A 15,116-nucleotide genomic window follows, 5' to 3' on the forward strand; every position below is an offset into this window, starting at 1 on the left:
ATACTGGGCCGCTCGGTTATCTAGATCTGATTCGCGGAGCGCCCTGCATGTCCGGCAATACCTACGGCAAGCTGTTCACTGTCACCACCGCTGGCGAAAGCCATGGTCCGGCGTTGGTCGCCATTGTCGATGGCTGCCCGCCCGGCCTGGAGCTGTCGCTGGAAGACCTGCAGCGCGACCTCGATCGGCGCAAGCCCGGCACCAGCCGGCACACCACCCAGCGCCAGGAGCCCGACGAGGTGGAGATCCTTTCCGGGGTCTTCGAAGGACGGACCACCGGCTGCGCCATCGGCCTGCTGATCCGCAACACCGATCAGAAGTCCAAGGACTACTCGGCGATCAAGGACCTGTTCCGCCCGGCCCACGCCGACTACACCTACCACCACAAGTACGGTGAACGCGACTACCGCGGCGGCGGCCGCAGTTCCGCCCGGGAAACCGCCATGCGCGTGGCTGCCGGTGCCATCGCCAAGAAGTTCCTGGCCAGCCGGGGCATCGTCGTCCGTGGCTACATGAGCCAACTGGGCCCGATCGAGATTCCGTTCAAGACCTGGGACTCGGTCGAGCAGAATGCCTTCTTCAGCCCCGATCCGGACAAGGTGCCGGAGCTGGAGGCCTATATGGACCAGTTGCGCCGCGACCAGGACTCGGTCGGCGCGAAGATCACCGTGGTGGCCGAAGGGGTGATGCCCGGCCTCGGCGAGCCGATCTTCGACCGCCTGGATGCCGAACTGGCCCATGCGCTGATGAGCATCAACGCGGTCAAGGGCGTGGAAATCGGCGCCGGTTTCGCCAGCGTCGCCCAGCGTGGGACCGAACACCGCGACGAACTGACCCCCGAAGGTTTCCTCAGCAACAACGCCGGCGGCATTCTCGGCGGCATTTCCTCCGGCCAGCCGATCGTGGCGCACCTGGCGCTCAAGCCGACGTCCAGCATCACCACGCCGGGTCGTTCCATCGACATTCACGGCAACCCGGTGGACGTGATCACCAAGGGCCGTCACGACCCGTGCGTCGGTATCCGTGCCACGCCGATCGCCGAAGCGATGATGGCGATCGTGCTGATGGATCACCTGCTGCGTCATCGCGCGCAGAATGCGGATGTGCGTGTCAGCACCCCGGTGCTGGGCCAGCTGTAATGTCGGGAGCGCCGCTCCCTTACTGGCGGCTGTCCGGTTTCTACCTGTTCTACTTCGCCCTGCTCGGCGCCACGGCGCCGTACCTGGCGCTGTATTTCCATCATCTGGGGTTCGCCCCGGCGCGGATTGGCGAGCTGGTGGCCATTCCGATGCTGATGCGCTGCGTGGCGCCGAACATCTGGGGCTGGCTGGGCGACTACACCGGCCGGCGCCTGCTGATCGTGCGCTGCGGCGCGGCCTGTACGCTGCTGGCGTTCTCGCTGATCTTCCTCGACAAGAGCTACGCCTGGCTGGCGCTGGTGATGGCCTTGCACGCGTTCTTCTGGCACGCCGTGCTGCCGCAGTTCGAGGTCATCACCCTGGCGCACCTGCAGGGCCAGCCCGGGCGCTACAGCCAGATCCGCCTGTGGGGCTCGATCGGTTTCATCCTGGCCGTGGTGCTGATCGGGCGCCTGTTCGAATGGTTGAGCCTGGATATCTATCCGCTGACGATCGTGGCGATCATGGCCGGCATCACCCTGAGCACCGCCTGGGTGCCCAATGCGCAACCGGCCGGCCATGAAAGCCGGCCCGCGGGCGAGGGCTTTCTCGGCCAGTTGCGCAGCCCGGGCGTGCTGGCCTTCTACCTATGCGTCGCGTTGATGCAACTGAGCCACGGTCCCTACTACACCTTCCTGACCCTGCACCTGGAAAACCTCGGCTACAGCCGCGGGCTGATCGGCATGCTCTGGGCCCTGGGGGTGGTGGCCGAAGTGCTGATGTTCCTCGGCATGAGCCGGATTCTCGCGCGGTTTTCCGTGCGCCGGGTGCTGCTGGCGAGCTTTCTCCTGGCGGCCTTGCGCTGGCTGCTGCTGGGCTCCTTCGCCGAACACCTGGGGGTGCTGCTGTTCGCCCAGTTGTTGCACGCGGCCACGTTCGGCAGCTTCCACGCCTCGGCCATTCATTTTGTCCAGCGCAGTTTCGGCTCGCGCCAGCAGGGGCAGGGCCAGGCGCTCTACGCCGCACTGTCCGGCACCGGCGGGGCACTGGGCGCGTTGTATGCCGGCTACAGCTGGAATGCCCTGGGGCCGACCCTGACTTTCAGTATCGCCAGCCTGGCGGTCCTGGCCGCCGCGATTATCATTGCCACCCGCATGCAAGAGGATCGGCCCTGAGCCTTTCCCGAGGAAATAGAAGCCATGAGCATTCTGTCCGTTTACCCCGTCAGCAGCCCGGAACTTGCGAACAAGGTCCTGACCCACGTCGACGATATCACTGCGACCCTGGCGGAGCAGGGCGTTCGCTTCGAGCGTTTGTCCGTCGCCACGCCGATTCGCCCCGGCACCCCTGAGGAAGACGTGCTCGAAGCCTGTCGGGCCCAGCTCGATCCCCTGATGAGCGAGCACGGCAGTGTCGCGGTCGAGGTCATCAGCCTCGACAACAGTCACCCGCAGAAGCTCGAGCGCTGTGCGCAGCTGTTGCGTGAGCAGCGCCAGCAGGCCAATGAGGTGCGGTGGTTCCTTGGCGGGCGCGGGCTGCTCAGCCTGCATATTGGTGATTATGTTTATGCGGTGCTGTGCGAAAGGAACGATCTGATCACCATTGCGGCCGGTACGTCGTACTGGTTCGACCTGGGCGAGGAGCCGCGTTGCGTGGCGGTCCGGCTGTTCGACAAGACCGAGGGGCGGGTTGCCAGCCCGGTCGAGGACGATATCGCCGGGCGTTTTCCCCGCCTGGACGACTGAAGGTCTGGAGCGCCGACATTAAACAGTCGCCACACGGCTTGAGTGATTAAAACTTGAGTCGGAAGTGAATGTTTCAATTTGTAGGATGCTGCCTAATGAAATGTCGGCCATCCCTGTTTATGTTTGTGGTCGGTTGTTAATTCCCACTTCTGTGTAACTCTCTGTTTTCGGCGGTTGTTCGGGCAACCACTGTGCGAACTGTTGAAAGTCACAGGGAGGAACAGACATGAGCATTCCCACTCTATCGGCGGCGGGCGTCGCGCAGATGGCCCGGCCTCGACCGGCCGATATCAAGGAGTCGAGGGACCCGCTTAAACAGGATGTTGTTCAGGTGGTGCTATTGCCGGCTCTGAAGAAAAATCGCCGCAATCGCCTCGCCAAGGCCCCGACCCTGAGCGAGAAGGAACTGGAAGTGCTCAAGTGGGCCAAGGCGGGCAAGACGGTGTGGGAAATCAGCGTGATCCGCAACGTGTCCGAAGCCACGGTGAAGTTTCATCTACGCAACATCTATCACAAGCTGGGGGTGAGCAACCGTGCCCACGCCGTTGGCGAGGCCGTCCATCGCGGCCTCGTCTAGCTCACCTGCCGCGCGGGCTCAATGATAGGAGGGCAGGGCAAAACGGTTCTGGCTTTGCAGCAGGGAAATGGCCGGCAGTTCGCTGGGCTGGCCGGCGAGGTCGCGGCGAATCGCGCTGATCACCCAGGTCAGCTGTTCCGCGGTGTGCAGCTGGGCGTAGGAGATTGAGCGTTTCATCTGCTTGCCGTCGCGGTCACGCAGCGTGAGCAGCACGCCACCGTCAGGGCGTGGCTGGGTGGTGACTTCGTAGTTGGAGAATACAGAAGAGAATTTTTCCTGGATCAGGTCCATGTCGATCGACTCCGTCAGCTAGTGAATGACTAGGGATGGAGTGAGAGGTGCAGTGATTGTGCCAGTATTCCTTTTTTATAAATCCCTTTAAAATCAATAGGTTATGGTTTTATTGGTTTTGTTGTTTCGTGCAAAATGCAAGATCGGCCGTCGTGCATCCTGCATTTTGCCCAGCGCCGGCCGATGCCGCCCTGACGGGCGCGAGGATACAAAACTTTGCAAAACCTTCGTGTACAGCTTCGCCAGGGTTGCCGTATTTTCGATTCGAGGCGGGCCCCCGGCGAGGCTGCGAATCCCGGGGCTGCAACAAGGACGGTGGGCGAGGTTGTCGGCCCGGACGACGTTCGCTCGATAATAATAAAAGACAGGATGTGACCCATGAACGTTCAAACCGATGACGTGATCACCTGGGGCATGATGCTCCGCAAGCTTCCCACCGTTGCCAAGGCGCTGCCGCGTGTCATCCGCGGGCTCAAGCTGTCCAAGGTGAAAGCCCCCGACCAGCCCTGCGGGCTCGCCTGGAGTTTCGAACAGGCGGTGGCTCGCAATCCTTCGGGAGCGGCGCTGCTCTATGGCAACCGTTCCCTGACTTATCAGCAGACCAACCAGTGGGCCAACCGCATAGCCCATTACCTGATCGCTCAGGGCATCGGCAAGGGCGATGTGATTGGCGTGCTGATCGAGAACCGCATCGAGTTGCTGGTGACGATCCTGGCGGTGGCCAAGGTGGGCGGGGTCTGCGCGATGCTCAACACCTCCCAGACCCAGGGGGCGCTGGCCCACAGCATCACGCTGGTGTCGCCGGTGGCGATGGTCGTCGGGGCGGAACTGCTCGGGGCCTATTCGGCCGTGCGCGAGCAGGTGGCGATCGACCCGGCCCGGCACTACTTCGTGGCGGATCAGGACACCGATGCGGATCCGGGTGAAGCGCCCGCGGGCTGGATCAACCTGATGAGCGCCAGCCTCGGCCAGGACCAGGCGAACCCGGCCAGCAGCCAGCAGATCTTCTGTGATGACCCCTGTTTCTATATCTATACCTCCGGCACCACTGGTCTGCCCAAGGCCGGGATCTTCCGTCATGGTCGCTGGATGAAGACCTACGCCAGCTTCGGCCTGATCGCCCTCGACATGGGGCCGCAGGATGTCCTCTATTGCACCCTGCCGCTGTATCACGCCACGGGCCTGTGCGTGTGCTGGGGCTCGGCGATTGCCGGGGCTTCGGGGTTCGCCTTCCGGCGCAAGTTCAGCGCCAGCCAGTTCTGGGACGAGGCACGGCGTTTCAACGCCACCACCCTGGGTTACGTGGGCGAGTTGTGCCGCTATCTGCTGGACCAGCCGCCCAGCGCCGCGGACAAGCACAACAAGGTGGTGAAGATGATCGGCAACGGTCTGCGCCCGAGCGTCTGGCGGGAGTTCAAGCAGCGTTTCGACATCGACCACATCAGCGAATTCTATGCCGCCAGCGATGGCAACATCGGTTTCACCAACGCGCTCAACTTCAACAACACCATCGGCTTTTCCCTGATGTCCTGGGCCCTGGTGGAATATGCCCCGGATTGCGGAACACCGCTGCGCGACGCCGACGGTTTCATGCGCAAGGTGCCCAAGGGTGGCCAGGGCCTGCTGCTGGCGCGGATCGACGACAAGGCGCCGCTGGACGGCTACACCGAATCGGCCAAGACCCAGAAGGTCGTGCTGTGCGACGTGTTCGAAAAGGGCGACCGCTATTTCAATACCGGCGACCTGCTGCGCGACATCGGTTTCGGGCATGCCCAGTTCGTCGACCGCCTGGGTGACTCCTACCGCTGGAAGGGCGAGAACGTGTCCACCACCGAAGTGGAGAATATCCTGCTGCAACACCCGCATATCGCCGAAGTGGTGGCCTACGGGGTGGAAATCAGCAACACCAACGGCCGGGCGGGAATGGCCGCGATCACGCCTGCCGAGTCGCTGGCCACCCTGGATTTCGCCGAGTTGCTGAGTTTCGCCCGCCAGCAGATGCCGAGCTATGCGATCCCGCTGTTCCTGCGGGTGAAGCTGAAGATGGAAACCACCGGCACCTTCAAATACCAGAAGGGTCGGCTGCGGGACGAGGCCTTCGACCCCGGCAAGGTCGGCGACGATCCGATCTACGCCTGGCTGCCGGGCTCCGACACCTATGTGCAGGTGACCGGGCGGATTCACGAAGAGATTCATGCCGGCAAGTTCCGTTATTGATTCTGGCTATGGAAGGGCTTGAAAAATAAGGCATGACAGGGAAACTCAAGGTCGGGAAACTGGCTCCATAGATGAGCCGTTTCCCGTTCAGCCACAGGGAGTTCCGAGATGTCCGATCAAGCCCGACAAATGACCGAAGAAGAAGCCGCCGAATTTGCCGAACAGGTGTTCGACGTGGCGCGCAAGGGCGATGCCGCCATGCTGGCCGCGCTGCTGAGCAGCGGCCTGCCGGTCAACCTGCGCAACCACAAGGGTGACACCCTGCTGATGCTCGCCAGCTACCATGGCCATGTCGATGCGGTGCGGGTGCTGCTCGAACACAAGGCCGATCCGGAAATCCGCAATGCCAACGGCCAGAGCCCGATTGCCGGAGCCGCCTTCAAGGGCGACCTGCCGATGGTCAGGCTGCTGATCGAAGGCGGGGCGCAGGTCGAGGGCGCATCGGCGGACGGTCGTACGGCCTTGATGATGGCGGCGATGTTCAACCGCACCGCGATCGTCGAGTACCTGCTCAGCCAGGGAGCCGACCCCCGGGCCACGGATGCCAATGGTGTCACGGCGCTGGCGGCGGCCCGGACCATGGGCGCGACGGACACGGCCGCGCAGTTGCAGCAACTGGAGGCCTGAGCTTGCCGGCGTCGTGCCGGTCCTGTACCTGCGCGGCGCCGTTATTTGCGCTATCCTTCGCGCCCCCGAACAGCCCCAGGTCGCAGTGTCTCCATGAAAACCGCCCTTATCGAACTCATCACCAAAATCAGCTCCGGCTGCATGGGCGAAGCCGAGATCCTGCAGATCGCCGACGAGGCCGCCCAGGCCTATGCGGACGAGGCCGGTTTCCTGGCGGCCAATCCGGATATCAACTACGACGACAGCTTCCCGATCCCCCTGGGTGAGTGGGTCGTGGTCGGCAGCCTGCCGGAGACCGTGCTGTTCCAGGCGGACACCTACATGGACCTGTTTGCCCAGATCGTCGCGTCCTTCGGCAAGGACGTGCCGTTCAACATCAAGCCCAAGCAATTGGCCAAGGTCGAGGCGCTGACGGCACTGAACCGCATCCAGATCCAGCTTTCGAGCATGAACCCGGAAATGGGTGGCTATGTGCTGCTGAACTTCAGCCAACTGCTGGATGATGAACTGCAGGCGGTGCTGGTCTACGGTAATGACCTGCCACGGGTGCTGGAGTTGTGCGAGCAGGTCGGCATCGCCGCCGCACCGTCCCTGGAAGCCCTGCGGATCGCGCTGCACGTCTGAGGCGGGAATTGGACGGAACCCTGGTCGTGGCCGGCTATCCTACTAGTGCCAGTCCTCATCATTCGGGAGCAGCACCATGGGTTCGACCTTCAATGGCCTCGTTGGCCTGATCATCCTGGCCCTGGATATCTGGGCCATTCTCAACGTCCTGAAAAGCGGTGCCGAAACCGGGATGAAAATCCTCTGGGTACTGCTGATCGCCCTGCTGCCGGTACTGGGGCTGATCATCTGGGCGATTGCGGGGCCACGGGGCAACGTACGGATCTAGCGGCCTGGGTGGCGGTCGGGCGTTTCCTGCCGGAGTGGCGCGGCGCGCTTCGGCAGGCCGTTCCTTTTTGTGTGTCAAAACATGCGTCCAACGAAATTTTCACATTCCGTCTACGACAATTCCTTCGCTTGATTTAGCGCTCTCTCATACTGCAATCCGTTGTTCTGAAAAGGTTTTTCCTTTGGTGAGAGAGAATTTCAACGGTTAATGACGATACATGGGTGGTAAACCACCGATGATCGTGCAACATTTGCCGGCTTCGCGCCCCTCTCGCGTCACAGGGAGGGCAGGGCGCCGCAGAACCCGACTTCTCAACCTGAATCCAACGAGTCTCCAATCGACATGGCAAACCCGGACGCCCTGAGCACGCAGCGCTCCTCAACGCGCCTGCCGCAACCGTCAGTCAAGTCTCACCTGGCTTACACGCTGTTGTGTGCATTGATCATGATGGTGATGTTCACCCTGCTGCGGGTGGCATTGCTGGTCTACAACCGCGAGATGATCCTCGACACCCCGGCCTCGACCTTCCTCGAGGCGTTCGGTAACGGCCTGCGTTTCGATATCCGTATCGTGGTCTACCTCTGCATCCCGTTGACGCTGGCGTTCCTCAGCGCCCGGGCCATGGCTGCACGCGGCCTGTTCCGCTTCTGGCTGACGGTGACCTCGAGCCTGGCGCTGTTCTTCGGCCTGATGGAAATGGACTTCTACCGCGAGTTCCACCAGCGTCTCAACGGCCTGGTGTTCCAGTACGTGAAGGAAGACCCGAAAACCGTGATGAGCATGCTCTGGTACGGTTTCCCGGTGGTCCGCTACCTGCTGGCCTGGGCCGTGGGTACCGTGGTGCTGAGCCTGCTGTTCCGCGGCGCCGACCGGATCACCCGTCCCCGTGGCGGTTTCGCGGCGAGCACCGGCAGCCGTGCCGTCGCGCCCTGGTATGCGCGCACCGTGCTGTTCGTGGTGCTGCTGCTGGTCTGCGTCGTCGCCGCCCGTGGCACCCTGCGCCAGGGCCCGCCACTGCGCTGGGGCGATGCCTACACCACCGAATCGAACTTCGCCAACCAGCTGGGCCTCAATGGGACGCTGACGCTGATCTCGGCGGCCCAGAGTCGCCTGTCCGATGATCGCGACAATATCTGGAAAGCCACCCTGCAACAGCCGCTGGCCCAGCAGACCGTGCGCGACATGCTGCTGACCGCCAATGACAAGCTGGTCGACAGCGATATCGCCGCGATCCGCCGCGACACCCTGCCACCGGCGCAGAACACTCTGCCGATCAAAAACGTCGTGGTGATCCTGATGGAAAGCTTCGCCGGTCACTCGGTAGGCGCCCTCGGCCGTCCCGGCAACATCACCCCTTATTTCGACAAGCTGTCCAAGGAGGGCCTGCTGTTCGAGCGGTTCTTCTCCAACGGTACCCACACCCACCAGGGCATGTTCGCCACCATGGCGTGCTTCCCGAACCTGCCCGGTTTCGAGTACCTGATGCAGACGCCGGAAGGCAGCCACAAGCTGTCCGGCCTGCCGCAACTGCTCAGCGCCCGCAAATATGACGACGTGTACGTCTACAACGGCGATTTCGCCTGGGACAACCAGTCGGGCTTCTTCGGCAGCCAGGGCATGACCACCTTCATCGGCCGCAACGACTTCGTCAATCCGGTATTCTCCGACCCGACCTGGGGCGTGTCCGACCAGGACATGTTCAACCGCAGCCTGGAAGAGTTGAAGGCCCGGGAGGCGAGCGGCAAGCCGTTCTATGCCTTGCTGCAGACCCTGTCCAACCATACCCCGTACGCACTGCCGACGCCCCTGCCGGTCGAGCGCGTCACCGATCGTGGCACGCTCAACGAGCACCTGACGGCCATGCGCTACTCCGACTGGGCCCTGGGCCAGTTCTTCGAGAAGGCCCGCAAGGAGCCCTACTTCAAGGACACCCTGTTCGTGGTGGTCGGTGACCATGGTTTCGGCAACGAGGAGCAGATCACCGAAATGGACCTGGGACGCTTCAACGTGCCGCTGCTGCTGATCGGCCCGGGCATCCAGGAGAAATTCGGCGCGCGCCGCGACACCGTCGGTACCCAGATCGATATCGTCCCGACCATCATGGGCCGCCTGGGCGGCGAGTTCCGCCAGCAGTGCTGGGGGCGTGACCTGCTCAACCTGCCGGAAGGCGACCACGGTATCGGCATGATCAAGCCGTCGGGCAGCGAGCCGACCGTGGCGCTGGTCACCGGCGACCGTGTGCTGGTGCAGCCCAAGGATGTGCCGGCGCGTCTGTGGAGCTACCACCTGGGCGCCACCCCAGGTGGCGAATTGCTGCCGAACTCGCCGGACGAAGCCGAGCTGAAGCAGAAACTCGGTTCCTTCATCCAGACCGCGACCAAGAGCCTGCTGGATAACACCGCGGGTGTGGCACCGACCAAGTAACACCTGGCCGGTTATTCCTGCAACATGAAAAACGCCCCGAGACTTCGGGGCGTTTTTCATTGCCGGGTGCTGGCGTCATATCCTCCCGAGCAGAACCAGAATCAGCAGAATCACCAGCACGGTACCGATGACGCCCGATGGGCCGTAGCCCCAGTTCCTGGAGTGCGGGAACACCGGCAGACCGCCGATCAGCAATAGAATCAGGATGACAATCAGAATAGTACCCATGGTGTTTTCCTTGTTGGTTGTCCCGTCAGTACACGATTCGATTCATCATTCAAATAACGAACCGGTTTAAATTTCCGACTGGCACGCCGCAGGGAAAATTCAGTTTTTTATTCAGGTATTTTTCCGCCATCGATTGCCTTCGCTCCATGTGTCGATGCACTTTCGGCGGTTCACCCGTGACGCTTGCGGCACCCCCGGAAGTTGTCCTCGGGCGCGACTTTGCCTCCAGTATTCAGCAATCTGATGGTGCATGGGTGGGTGATATTCCTTCGCTACACTGCGGCTCACTTCTTCCGAACGCACAAGGCATCCTCCTATGCAAAATCGCATCATGATCACTGGCGCAGGCTCCGGCCTGGGTCGCGAAATCGCCCTGCGTTGGGCGCGTGAAGGCTGGCGGTTGGCCTTGTCCGATGTCAGCGAAGCCGGGTTGCTGGAAACCCTCGCGCGGGTGCGCGAGGCGGGCGGCGACGGCTTCACCCAGCGTTGCGATGTGCGTGACTACAGCCAATTGACGGCCCTGGCCCAGGCCTGTGAGGACAAGTTCGGCGGCATCGATGTGATCGTCAACAATGCCGGCGTGGCTTCCGGGGGCTTCTTCAGCGAACTGTCCCTGGAAGACTGGGAGTGGCAGATCGCGATCAACCTGATGGGGTGGTCAAGGGCTGCAAGGCGTTCCTGCCGCTGCTGGAGCAGAGCAAGGGCCGGATCATCAATATCGCGTCCATGGCCGCCCTGATGCAGGGCCCGGCGATGAGCAACTACAACGTCGCCAAGGCTGGCGTGGTGGCCTTGTCCGAGAGCCTGCTGGTGGAACTGGCGCAGGAGGAAATCGGCGTTCACGTGGTCTGCCCGTCGTTTTTCCAGACCAACCTGCTGGACTCCTTCCGTGGCCCGACGCCCGCCATGAAAGCCCAGGTCGGCAAGCTGCTGGAGAGTTCGCCGATCACCGCCAGCGACATCGCCGACTACATCTACCAGCGTGTCGCCGAGGGTGAGTTCCTGATCCTGCCCCATGAGCAGGGCCGCATGGCCTGGGCCCTGAAGCAGAAGAACCCGCAGTTGCTCTATGACGAGATGACCGTGATGGCCAACAAGATGCGGGCCAAGGCCAGGCAGTCCAGCCAGTAGGCGGGCAGGGCGCTCCGCTCGGATATCGCTGTGGCGAAAAGTCTGATGGGGCGCAGTATGAAATCTGATTCTGTAGGGCGAATCGGCCGTGTCGGTAAGGGCGGGCTGATTTGCCGCTGTTGCATTGAAGGCGCTGAACCGGCCGGGCAGTCTTGGGCACTCATAAACCCTTGAGGATAAGTGCCATGCTTGTATTGAGCCGTGTCGTGGGCGAGAAGATTTCCATCGGCGACAACATCACCGTGCGGATTCTCGCGGTCAATGGCAACCACGTGCGTTTTGGCGTGGAAGCGCCGAAGAACGTCAATGTCCATCGTGCCGAGATCTACCGCCGGATCCTGACGAAGGTCGACTCCGTCCGTGATCCGGTGGCGCAGCGCTAGGGGCGCCGCTTCAGTCGAAGAACTCCTTGGGCACCGCGTGCTTGGGCAGCAACTGGCACTGCTGGCTTTCCAGGTCGAAGAAGATCACTGCCTGGCCCTTGCTCAAGGCCTGCCGGACCCGCAGCACACGGGTTTCCTGGGGCGTATCGTCGCCGTTGTCGGTGCCGTCGCGGCTGACGAAATCCTCGATCAGCCGGGTCAGGGTATCGGGTTCGAGTTGGTCGTGGGGAATCAGCATGAAAGGCTCTCTTCGGGAATCGCCGTGATCCTACTGCGACTGGCCGGGCACGGCTACCGGTAATCGGCCGGCAGCCGCGTTTGCCCTCAGTCGAGCGGGTTGCGCTGGCCGATCAGGCTGTCCACCGTCGGCACCCGGGTGTCGCTTTCCATCTGGGTCTCGTGTTCCAGTTGCCGGCTGAAACGGTCGAGGGAGCCACTGGCCGGCTGCGCATCGCTGGCGAACACCGGCGGGCTGAGCAGGTAGGCGCCGAGCAGGCGGCTCAAGGCCGCCAGGCTGTCGATATGGGTGCGTTCATAACCGTGGGTGGCATCGCAACCGAAGGCCAGCAGCGCCATGCGACTGTCGTGCCCGGCGGTCGCCGCCGAATGGGCATCGCTGAAGTAGTAGCGGAACAGGTCGCGGCGCACCGGCAGTTCACTGGCTGCCGCCAGGTTCAGCAGGTGGCGTGACAAGTGGTAGTCGTAGGGACCGCCGGAGTCCTGCATCGCCACGCTCACCGCGTGTTCGTTCGAGTGCTGGCCGGGCGCGACCGGGGCGATATCGATGCCGACGAACTCGCTGACATCCCAGGGCAGGGCCGCCGCCGCACCGCTGCCGATCTCCTCGGTGATGGTGAACAGCGGGTGGCAGTCGATCAGCGGTTGCACGCCGCTTTCGACGATCGCCTTGAGCGCGGTGAGCAGGGCCGCGACGCCGGCCTTGTCGTCCAGGTGCCGGGCGCTGATGTGGCCGCTCTCGGTGAACTCCGGCAAGGGGTCGAAGGCGACGAAATCACCGATGCCGATGCCCAGCGCGTCGCAATCGGCGCGGGTCGCGCAATAGGCATCCAGGCGCAGTTCGACGTGATCCCAACTGACCGGCAGTTCATCCACGGCGGTGTTGAAGGCGTGCCCGGAGGCCATCAGCGGCAACACGCTGCCGCGGATCACTCCGGTATCGGTGAACAGGCTGACCCGGCTGCCCTCGGCGAAACGGCTGGACCAGCAGCCGACCGGCGCCAGGCTCAGCCGGCCATTGTCCTTGATCGCCCGCACGGCGGCGCCGATGGTGTCCAGGTGGGCCGACACGGCGCGGTCCGGGCTGCTCTGGCGACCCTTGAGGGTGGCGCGGATAGTGCCGCGGCGGGTCAGTTCGAAGGGAATGCCGAGTTCTTCGAGGCGTTCGGCGACATACCGCACGATGGTGTCGGTGAAGCCGGTCGGGCTGGGGATGGCGAGCATTTCCAGCAGCACCCGTTGCAGGTAGTCGAGGTCGGGATGGGGGAGTGGATGGGTCATGGCGACTCCTTTGTATCAGGGGACGTGGTGGGCCGGGATCCTGGTCCAGGCTGGAGGGCGCTTTCGCGGGCAAGTCCGGCTCCTACAGTGCAATGCGGTGCATCAAGCCGGATGAGCACCCGTAACCCGTAGGAGCCGGGTTTGTCCGCGAAGACGTCTGTCGACCTTGGCCAAGAGCCGGGCGTCTTCCACGATGGGACAGTGGCCGGGGTTGTCTACTGCGTGGGCCGGCTATGGGGAAACAGCAGGTCGATGAACCGCTCCGCGGTCGGCTGGGGTTCGTGGTTGGCCAGCCCGCAGCGTTCGTTGGCCTCGATGAACACGTACTCCGGCTGGTCCGCCGCCGGCACCATCAGGTCCAGGCCGACCACCGGGATGTCCAGGGCCCGCGCGGCCTGCACGGCGGCTTCGGCCAGCGTCGGGTGCAGGATCGCGGTGACGTCTTCCAGGCTGCCGCCGGTGTGCAGGTTGGCCGTGCGGCGCACCGCCAGTTGTTCGCCCCTGGGCAACACGGTGTTGTAGTCGTAGCCGGCGGCATGCAGGGTGCGCTGGGTTTCCGCATCGAGGGGGATCCGGCTCTCGCCGCCGGTGGCGGCCTGGCGTCGGCGGCTCTGGGCCTCGATCAGGGCGCCGATGCTGTGTTGGCCATCGCCGACCACCTGTGCCGGGTGGCGCAGCGCGGCGGCCACCACCTTGAAGCCGATCACCACGATGCGCAGGTCCAGACCTTCATGAAAGCTCTCCAGCAGCACTCGGCTGTCGAAGGCGCGGGCGGCCTTGATCGCCTGTTCGACTTCCTCGGCACTGCGCAGGTCCACCGCCACCCCCTGGCCCTGCTCGCCGTCCAGGGGTTTGACGACGATGCGCCCGTGGGCGCGCAGAAATGCCAGGTTGTCCTCGGCGCTCGCCGCACGCTGTTGCTGTGGTACGTTCAGGCCGGCCTCGCTGAGCACCCGGTGGGTCAGGCTCTTGTCCTGGCACAGGCTCATGCTGATGGCGCTGGTCAGGTCGGTCAGCGATTCCCGGCAGCGTACCCGGCGCCCGCCGTGGCTGAGGGTGAACAGGCCGGCGGCGGCATCGTCGACCTGCACGTCGATGCCGCGCCGGTGGGCTTCTTCCACCAGGATCCGGGCATAGGGATTGAACCCGGCTTCCGGCCCCGGACCGAGGAACAGCGGCTGGTTGATACCGTTCTTGCGCTTGATGGCAAAGGTGCTGAGGGTGCGGAAGCCGAGCTTGGCGTAGAGGCTCTTGGCCTGGCGATTGTCATGCAGCACCGACAGGTCGAGGTGGTCCAGGCCACGGCTCATGAAGTGCTCGACCAAGTGCCGCACCAGCACCTCGCCGACGCCCGGGCGACTGCAGTGCGGGTCGACCGCCAGGCACCAGAGGCTGCAACCGTGCTCCGGGTCGTGGAAGGCCTTGCGATGGTTGAGGCCCATGACACTGCCGATCAGCGCACCGCTGTCCTCGTCCTCCGCCAGCCAGTACACCGGCCCGCCCTCGTGGCGCGGGGTCAGCAGTTCCGGGTCGATCGGCAGCATGCCGCGGGCCAGGTACAACTGGTTGATCGCCTGCCAGTCCTCGGGGCTCTGTGCCCGGCGAATGCGGAAACCGCGAAACACCCGGGTGGCCGGGCGGTAGTCGCTGAACCACAGGCGCAGGGTATCCGACGGGTCGAGGAACAGTTGCTGAGGCGCCTGGGCCAGCACTTGCTGCGGTGCGGCGACATACAGGGCGATATCGCGTTCGCCGGACTGCTCGTTGAGCAGTTCCTCGGCCAGCGCGGCCGGGTCGGCGAAGGTGTGACCGACCAGCAGCCGGCCCCAGCCGCAGTGTACGGCCACCGGTTCCGGGGCCGGCTCGTTGCCGTCCTCGGCCAGGCGCGCCTGCAGGCGTTCGTAGGAAGGCGGCTGGCCGCGCAGCAGGCGTTGGCTGTAGGTCGTGGCGTGAGCTTTCATCCGA

14 protein-coding genes and 2 pseudogenes are annotated in these 15,116 nt (G+C 63.7%); 11 read left to right on the plus strand and 5 right to left on the minus strand.

Going from position 1 to position 15,116, the window contains the following annotated elements:
- Positions 1-47 precede the first annotated feature (47 nt).
- The 4 genes and pseudogenes from aroC to ACZ5KU_RS08845 all read left to right on the plus strand — a co-directional run.
- Positions 48-1,139 carry a chorismate synthase gene (gene aroC, locus ACZ5KU_RS08830; RefSeq protein WP_054057779.1) on the plus strand — a complete coding sequence of 364 codons (1,092 nt, stop codon included), beginning with the start codon at positions 48-50 and terminating at the stop codon, positions 1,137-1,139.
- Positions 1,139-2,293, plus strand: coding sequence for an MFS transporter (locus tag ACZ5KU_RS08835; protein ID WP_054057778.1), 1,155 nt, complete (start codon positions 1,139-1,141; stop codon positions 2,291-2,293). The genes aroC and ACZ5KU_RS08835 overlap by 1 nt, the downstream gene beginning before the upstream one ends.
- A gap of 24 nt (positions 2,294-2,317) precedes the next feature.
- Positions 2,318-2,863: an acireductone dioxygenase gene (locus ACZ5KU_RS08840; RefSeq protein ID WP_054063927.1), complete on the plus strand. Its 546-nt coding sequence runs from the start codon at positions 2,318-2,320 to the stop codon at positions 2,861-2,863.
- Between the two features lie 397 nt (positions 2,864-3,260).
- A pseudogene (locus tag ACZ5KU_RS08845) lies at positions 3,261-3,440 on the plus strand (helix-turn-helix domain-containing protein); the annotation flags it as partial.
- Positions 3,441-3,458: 18 nt separating this feature from the next.
- On the opposite strand, the gene ACZ5KU_RS08850 reads toward ACZ5KU_RS08845, so the two are convergent.
- Positions 3,459-3,731 carry a DUF3509 domain-containing protein gene (locus ACZ5KU_RS08850; protein WP_017906369.1) on the minus strand — a complete coding sequence of 91 codons (273 nt, stop codon included), beginning with the start codon at positions 3,729-3,731 and terminating at the stop codon, positions 3,459-3,461.
- A gap of 378 nt (positions 3,732-4,109) precedes the next feature.
- Between ACZ5KU_RS08850 and ACZ5KU_RS08855 the strand changes: the two genes are divergently transcribed.
- The 5 genes from ACZ5KU_RS08855 to ACZ5KU_RS08875 all read left to right on the plus strand — a co-directional run bounded on the left by ACZ5KU_RS08855 (position 4,110) and on the right by ACZ5KU_RS08875 (position 9,891).
- On the plus strand, positions 4,110-5,948 hold the full coding sequence (locus tag ACZ5KU_RS08855) for a long-chain-acyl-CoA synthetase (protein WP_464737034.1): 1,839 nt from the start codon (positions 4,110-4,112) through the stop codon (positions 5,946-5,948).
- Positions 5,949-6,056: 108 nt separating this feature from the next.
- Positions 6,057-6,575 (plus strand): ankyrin repeat domain-containing protein, encoded by a 519-nt coding sequence (locus ACZ5KU_RS08860; RefSeq protein ID WP_054057774.1) that lies wholly within the window; start codon positions 6,057-6,059, stop codon positions 6,573-6,575.
- 93 nt (positions 6,576-6,668) lie between these two features.
- Positions 6,669-7,199, plus strand: a complete 531-nt coding sequence (locus ACZ5KU_RS08865; RefSeq protein WP_054057773.1) for a hypothetical protein — start codon at positions 6,669-6,671, stop codon at positions 7,197-7,199.
- 76 nt (positions 7,200-7,275) lie between these two features.
- Positions 7,276-7,467 (plus strand): PLDc N-terminal domain-containing protein, encoded by a 192-nt coding sequence (locus ACZ5KU_RS08870; RefSeq protein WP_010449788.1) that lies wholly within the window; start codon positions 7,276-7,278, stop codon positions 7,465-7,467.
- 342 nt (positions 7,468-7,809) lie between these two features.
- Positions 7,810-9,891, plus strand: coding sequence for an LTA synthase family protein (locus ACZ5KU_RS08875; RefSeq protein ID WP_054057772.1), 2,082 nt, complete (start codon positions 7,810-7,812; stop codon positions 9,889-9,891).
- 75 nt (positions 9,892-9,966) lie between these two features.
- Here the strand turns inward: ACZ5KU_RS08875 and ACZ5KU_RS08880 are convergent, their stop codons facing one another.
- Positions 9,967-10,119, minus strand: a complete 153-nt coding sequence (locus ACZ5KU_RS08880; RefSeq protein ID WP_081005919.1) for a DUF3309 family protein — start codon at positions 10,117-10,119, stop codon at positions 9,967-9,969.
- A gap of 316 nt (positions 10,120-10,435) precedes the next feature.
- On the opposite strand from ACZ5KU_RS08880, the pseudogene ACZ5KU_RS08885 reads away from it, so the two are divergent.
- Positions 10,436-11,250 (plus strand): annotated as a pseudogene (locus tag ACZ5KU_RS08885) (SDR family oxidoreductase).
- 185 nt (positions 11,251-11,435) lie between these two features.
- Positions 11,436-11,633, plus strand: coding sequence for a carbon storage regulator CsrA (gene csrA, locus ACZ5KU_RS08890; protein WP_054057770.1), 198 nt, complete (start codon positions 11,436-11,438; stop codon positions 11,631-11,633).
- A 10-nt stretch (positions 11,634-11,643) separates the two neighbouring features.
- Here the strand turns inward: csrA and ACZ5KU_RS08895 are convergent, their stop codons facing one another.
- The 3 genes from ACZ5KU_RS08895 to ngg form a co-directional block, all read right to left on the minus strand.
- Positions 11,644-11,871 carry a YheU family protein gene (locus tag ACZ5KU_RS08895; RefSeq protein ID WP_017906378.1) on the minus strand — a complete coding sequence of 76 codons (228 nt, stop codon included), beginning with the start codon at positions 11,869-11,871 and terminating at the stop codon, positions 11,644-11,646.
- Between the two features lie 86 nt (positions 11,872-11,957).
- Positions 11,958-13,151: an osmoprotectant NAGGN system M42 family peptidase gene (locus ACZ5KU_RS08900; protein WP_054057769.1), complete on the minus strand. Its 1,194-nt coding sequence runs from the start codon at positions 13,149-13,151 to the stop codon at positions 11,958-11,960.
- Between the two features lie 215 nt (positions 13,152-13,366).
- Positions 13,367-15,112, minus strand: coding sequence for an N-acetylglutaminylglutamine synthetase (ngg, locus tag ACZ5KU_RS08905; protein WP_054063923.1), 1,746 nt, complete (start codon positions 15,110-15,112; stop codon positions 13,367-13,369).
- Positions 15,113-15,116 lie beyond the last annotated feature (4 nt).

This window comes from Pseudomonas sp. Tof1, assembly GCF_055390395.1.